Below are 6000 nucleotides of genomic sequence, written 5' to 3' on the forward strand. Positions count from 1 at the left end.
TGCTATGTAGCGACTCTTATTTTTGTAATGCTTGTACAGTTATGCCGGCCGCGGTTAATGCCTGATTAATGGTCCTTGCAAACTCCAGCGCGCGGATACCGTCCCCGTGAATACATATCGTCTCGGCTTCAATATCGATATCAACCTGCTGCCTTGTAAGAACCTTTCCTTCCTTAACCATGCGAATTACTTGCGCCAGCGCTTGTTGTTCGTCCGTAATCATGGCGTCAGGTTCCCTCCTGGACGTCAGCGTTCCGTCGGATTGATAGGTACGATCCGAAAATACTTCGCTTCCCGTACGCAGACCGATACGCTTGCCCGCTTTTAGCAGCTCTCCTCCGGCCAAACCAAACAAAATCAATTCGGGATTCACTTTATACACGGCTTCTGCAACAGCCTCGGCCAATTTGGCATTGGTGGCTGCCATATTGTATAGCTCGCCATGAGCCTTTACATGCCGGAGCTTCCCGCCTTCCGATTGAACAAAGCCTCCAAGAGCGCCAATTTGATAGACAACAATGTCATAGGCTTCTTGCGGAGATATATCCATCTTTCTACGTCCAAATCCGATTAAATCCTGCAGTCCGGGATGAGCTCCAATCGAGACGTTGTTTGCTATAGCCAGCTTGACCGTTTTCCTCATCGTCCCCGCATCTCCGGCATGGAAGCCGCAAGCAATATTGGCCGAAGTGATATATGGCAATATTTCTTCGTCATAACCCAGCCGGTAGGCCCCAAAGCTTTCGCCCATGTCGCAGTTTAAATCAATAACCTTCATATCCATCCTCCTATAAGCTGTACATTTTAATCGTTAATTGCAGTTGAAGCAGGCTCAGGTCCATAATCATTTTTAATCTTTGCGCTTCCTTTATATCGATAAGCTCAAACCTGATTGGATTGCCGATTTGAGCTTGTGCCAGCAGCGGCAAGTCTACCGAAATGACCTGAGCGATTTTAGGATATCCACCCGTTGTTTGACGATCAGCCATGAGCACAATGGGATTGCCGTCCGATGGAACCTGCACCGTCCCCATTACAACCGGCTCAGAAAGAAGCTCTCTTGCTTCCTTTAATTGCAGAGCGGCTCCTTTTAACCGGTATCCCATACGGTCAGACTGGGGCTCAACTACAAATGGCTCTTGAAACAAGCTTTGAAGGCTCTCTGGCCTAAAAAACTCAAACTGGCTCCCCGGCAAAACCCTTAACACAGGCTGTAAGGCATAACGAGGAAGCAGCTCATCCGACACTTTCCATGAAACGGATGCGAAGGAATCGCCCTTCTTGTTCTCTCGCTTTAATTTGTCGATTATTTTTGTGGATCGTTCGTTCGGGGGACGGATTTGCAATACATCGTCTGCTTTCAGCATTCTTCCTTCTAATCCGCCTATTTGCGCCCTCAAATAAGTAGAATAGGAATTCATCGGCTTAGGAAGCTTAAATCCGCCTGCAACCGCGATATAAGCGCGCATCCCTTGCTTCGCGGATCCCATGTGCAACGTTTGTCCAGCTTCTATCCATACAGGCCTCCATAGCGGAAGCTCCTCCCCGTCAATCATTGGTTTGAATGCAGCTCCGCAAATCGCAATGAGAGCGGCATGCTCAAAATATAAAGTTGGACCGACAACGGTAATTTCCAGACTCGCTTCGGCTTCCTCGTTGCCAACTAATATATTTGCGACGCGATACGCTAATGTATCCATCGCTCCGCCAGCAACAACGCCAAATTTTTGGTATCCGAATCTCCCCATATCCTGTATCGTTGTCAGGACGCCAGGTTTAATCACATAAATGCCCATTCTATATTCGACTCCATTGGTCATACTCTATTGGTGATATTGGATAGAAACGAATCCTGTTACCGGCCTTCAATAAGGTAGGAGGATTTTTATCCGGCAAGAATAACGAAATCGGCGTTCGTCCGATTAATTGCCAGCCACCCGGCGTTGAAATGGGATAAATGCCTGTCTGTTCGCCCGCAATCCCCACCGTCCCGCTTGGGATGACTAGACGAGGCGTTTGTTTCCGCGGTGCGGAAATTCGTTTATCCATCCCGCCCAAATAAGGAAATCCCGGCGCAAAACCAAGCATGTATACCAGATAATCGCGGCTGCAATGAATCTGGATAACCTCTGTTGTACTCATTCCGTTTTGCGCAGCTACAAATTCCAGATCGGGACCAAACTCTCCCCCGTAGCAAACCGGAATTTCCACCAGCGCAGGTTCCGCGGCCGCCGTATGCTGCACTTGCTGCAAAACACTTTCCAGCCACTTGCTTACAATCTCATAGGGAGAAAGGTCAAGCTCGGAACCGGCTTCCGGATCAGCCTCCGCCCTCTGCAGCATCCCCATATACACCTGCAAGGGCTCATAAACGATCGTTACCGAAGTATAGGCTGGAATATATTCGATCATGCCGTAAAACGAGTGCTGTTCCAGATAATGAGACAGCATCATGACCCGTTGATGAGTACCCTCATCCACCTGGGTGCCCAAACTAACCATTATCGCGCTATCTCCAAGCGAAGCCATTTCGTAATTCGTAATCTTCGCGACCATAACATCCCCTATTTCAATTCATGATAAATCGATTATCTTTCTTGTTCCGAATTTCGGAACCATCGTTCCGTAAAACAATCACATATATATCGATAATTATAGTCGGATTTAAACGGAAAGCAATCATTTTTTTCCTCCCGTTATACGGTTAGCCATTTTCCGTGTATACTGGTAATCGACACATTCGCCCATCACTGCTTGAAGCAGCTTAAAATATGGAGGATTTTATGAGTATTCCTACCGTTTCGAACCATAAAAACAAAACAGTCGTACGTTCTATGGATCTGCTCCATTTATTTTTGCATCACGAACAATTGACGATCAGCGATATGGTTAAGTTGTCCAACATGCCAAAAACAACCGTACATCGTATGATCGGCTCTTTGGAGGATATGGGTTTATTAGAAAAAGACCATGAAGGAAAATATAAGCTGGGATTGTTGTTTTTACAATTTGGTCATCTAGTGAGCGAGCGGCTGGACATTCGAAAAAGCGCCTTGCCAATCATGCATAAACTGAGCAGCGACGTTAAAGAAGCCGTCCATTTAGCTATACGAAACGGCAATGAAGCCGTCTATATCGAAAAGCTGGATACCGACCACCCTGTAAGATTATTCACGAAAATCGGAAGAAGGGCTCCTTTATATGCGGGGGCTTCGTCGCGGATTATTCTTGCTCATTTAGAGGCCGAGGAAAGAGAGCACTATTTAAATACAATAGAGCTTGAGCCCATCGGAGAGGGTACGATTACAAATAAGGAGCAGCTTCGAAATATTTTAAGCCATTCTAGAGAAGTCGGCTATAGCTTTAGTCGGGCCGAGCTGGAAAACTATACGGCCGAGTTAGGCGCTCCGATCTTCGATTATTCTGGTAAAATAATTGCAGCTATAAGCATCGCAGGTCTTGAGATCAAATTTGAGGAGCAGCATTTACCGGAGCTTATCCAAAAGCTTAAACAAGCGGCACTGGAAATATCGCTTCAGCTAGGTTTTCAGCTTTCGCATAACGGCAATAGATAAGGAAATCTGTACATGGCATAGCTCGAAAATCGGCCTCTCTGCACATTTGTGCAATTCTCCCCAATTTCTTAAACAAATGGAGCTCCTGCACAGCAAATTGTACGAAAATACACAAATTCTCGCTTCATATCGTCGATCGGGACCTCTTCGAACCAAAATTTGTGTATATATGTACAAATGTACGAATAGATTGCCCATCCCCCATCTTAATTGTGTATTTTCGCACAATTGTTGTACCGTTTGTAAAATAGCCAAGGGCGCACCCAGCACACAGCCGTTAGTTTGCCGTAAACGGCCCAAACTAATCTGCATCTGAGAGTGCCATAAACAAGCCGTCTCTTTCCTATCATCAAAAAAAACACCCCGCAAGGACGTCGCCGTCCCGCTTGGGTGTTCTTCCGCACCTATTTAGCTAATTCCTTCAGCTCTCTGTTTCTTCCTGTAATGCTTGATCTCTTGATCCGTCGTGACCAGGATCGGCAGCAATTTCTCGCTCCGGATCATCGCCGACTTGCACATCGGACATGTGGGCTGCTCCTTGAACGAGAAGCTGTCCCTGATCCAGCCGTTGCAGTCGTCTCTGCCGCATGACCAGATGGTGGTCAATTCCTCAGGCAAATTATCCAGCGGTTTATTCCATGAATAAGCCATCGAACCTTCCCCCTTCGCATCACTCGAAAAAAAAGAAAAGCCCCAAACGCTAAGTCTGGGGACAATGTCTCACTTACAGCTTGACAACATTTTCGGCTTGTTGGCCGCGGTTGCCTTGAACAACGTTGAATTCCACTCGTTGTCCTTCGTCCAGCGATTTGAAGCCATCGCCAACGATTGCGCTGAAGTGTACGAATACGTCGTCTCCACCTTCAACCTCGATGAAACCAAAGCCTTTTTCTGCGTTAAACCATTTAACTGTTCCTGTTTGCATAGAAACACCTCCATATTTTTATATGACCTCTTATTTTATCGAAATTAAAATAAAAATTCACATATTGCACAAGATTATTAATTAAAATAATAACCCTCTGCAATATGCGAATTGCGGTCAAAATTCCAATAAACTCATTGTACCATATCGGCGAGATAATAACAAATTGTATTTGTCCCATTGTATTTGTCCCGTCATTGCTCCCTTATGCCCGCCCATCATAACGCCCGCGAATTTCCTCAAGCGCGTCGATCAAGTTTCTTCGAAGATCAGGCGGTTCCATCACTACAACCTGCGCTCCGTAGCTCAGCACAACGGACAAGGCATACTCCTCCTTATAGAATACCGTCCTCACGTCGATATAGTCGCCTTCATGACTGTACTCGCCGGGGAACTGCTCCGAAACTCTGGGGTCGGCGCTTTTGTCAAAGCGCAGGTGAGCATGAATGCCAAGCGGCTGCTCCTCGGAGCCCACCGATTCCGTCTCTTCACGCGGCTCGAACGTCTCGTCCGCGATCACCAGGCCGCTCATTCGGGAGACGCGGAACAACCGCCTGGCCGAGCGGGTGAGACAATGGCCTTCGACGTACCACGCGCCGCGCTCCCAAAACAGTCGTGTCGGTTCCACTCGTCGCTCGCTCATCGTGCCGGATGCGCTTTGGTAAGCGAATGCGATGACGTTCTTGCGCCCGATAGCGCCATAGATGCCGCGAACCGTCCCCCTCTCGGGCTCCGAGGTGCTCAGATCGAAGAAGATATCTTCGGCATGCTCCCCGCTCTCCAGCTTTGGATGCAGACTGCGGAGCTTATCCTTCATCCTTGTAAACCTGTCTCCGACTGCGCCCTCCACACTCTGCAGCAGCCGGTAGATGACGGAAAAGTCCTGCACCGTGAAGTGCTGCTTGGTCAGGAAGAAGCCGTCCATCAGCTCGAACCCGCCGTCCGCGCCGGTATAGGAGACTACCGGTATGCCAGCTTGGTTGATCAGCTCGATCTCCCGGTAGACGGTCCGCGTAGATACCTCGAATCGGGCAGCCAGATCGGCCGCCCTTACGCGTTTCTTTGACATCAGCTCCAGCGTAATCGCGAGCATCCGATCCAGCTTCATCCCCACACCCCGTTCTCTACATTACCCCTATGCCAGCGTGCAGAAAAACTGACGAACATCCTCCACGAACCGGGCAGGCTGCTCCATCGCGAAGAAATGACCGCCTTCCGAAGACTCCGACCAATGAGTGATGTTGTGAGCTTTCTCGGCCAGAGTCCGTACAGTCGGGTCATGCGATACGGATACAAGCACCCCGGTCGCAACGCTTCCTCTTCCCTTGGGTACCCACGCCATAGGATCGTTCATGGATTCGTAATAGATCTGGGCCGACGAGCCGGCGGTGCCGCTGAACCAATAGACACTGACGTTCGTCAGCATGCGGTCGCGGTCGATAGAAACCTCCGGCAGCTCCTCGGCGGGAGCCGTAAGCGATTTAAACATCTCGACGATCC

Annotated in this window: 7 protein-coding genes and 1 pseudogene; 1 reads left to right on the top strand and 7 read right to left on the bottom strand. The window is 48.7% G+C overall.

The features are described from left to right. Positions 1-16: 16 nt before the first annotated feature. From PAT3040_RS08015 to pxpB, 3 genes are read right to left on the bottom strand one after another with little or no spacing between them, the layout of a single operon-like run. Positions 17-778 (bottom strand): LamB/YcsF family protein, encoded by a 762-nt coding sequence (locus PAT3040_RS08015; protein ID WP_108992198.1) that lies wholly within the window; start codon positions 776-778, stop codon positions 17-19. Between the two features lie 10 nt (positions 779-788). Then, positions 789-1796, bottom strand: coding sequence for a 5-oxoprolinase subunit C family protein (locus PAT3040_RS08020; protein ID WP_108992199.1), 1008 nt, complete (start codon positions 1794-1796; stop codon positions 789-791). Between the two features lies 1 nt (position 1797). Continuing rightward, positions 1798-2556: a 5-oxoprolinase subunit PxpB gene (gene pxpB / locus PAT3040_RS08025; protein ID WP_108992200.1), complete on the bottom strand. Its 759-nt coding sequence runs from the start codon at positions 2554-2556 to the stop codon at positions 1798-1800. Positions 2557-2783: 227 nt separating this feature from the next. Between pxpB and PAT3040_RS08030 the strand changes: the two genes are divergently transcribed. Beyond that, complete coding sequence (locus tag PAT3040_RS08030; RefSeq protein ID WP_108992201.1) at positions 2784-3575, top strand: IclR family transcriptional regulator; 792 nt, start codon at positions 2784-2786, stop codon at positions 3573-3575. A 408-nt stretch (positions 3576-3983) separates the two neighbouring features. Here PAT3040_RS08030 and PAT3040_RS08035 read toward each other — a convergent pair whose 3' ends face one another. The 4 genes and pseudogenes from PAT3040_RS08035 to PAT3040_RS36840 form a co-directional block, all read right to left on the bottom strand. Beyond that, entirely contained in the window at positions 3984-4226 is a 243-nt protein-coding gene (locus PAT3040_RS08035; RefSeq protein WP_087567459.1) for a cold-shock protein, read from the bottom strand. A gap of 73 nt (positions 4227-4299) precedes the next feature. Then, entirely contained in the window at positions 4300-4500 is a 201-nt protein-coding gene (locus PAT3040_RS08040; RefSeq protein WP_087567460.1) for a cold-shock protein, read from the bottom strand. A 205-nt stretch (positions 4501-4705) separates the two neighbouring features. After that, positions 4706-5608, bottom strand: a complete 903-nt coding sequence (locus PAT3040_RS08045; protein ID WP_108992202.1) for a helix-turn-helix transcriptional regulator — start codon at positions 5606-5608, stop codon at positions 4706-4708. Between the two features lie 27 nt (positions 5609-5635). Then, positions 5636-6000 (bottom strand): annotated as a pseudogene (locus PAT3040_RS36840) (alpha/beta hydrolase); the annotation flags it as partial.

Source organism: Paenibacillus agaridevorans (genome assembly GCF_003112455.1).
In the GTDB taxonomy this organism is placed as follows: domain Bacteria; phylum Bacillota; class Bacilli; order Paenibacillales; family Paenibacillaceae; genus Pristimantibacillus; species Pristimantibacillus agaridevorans.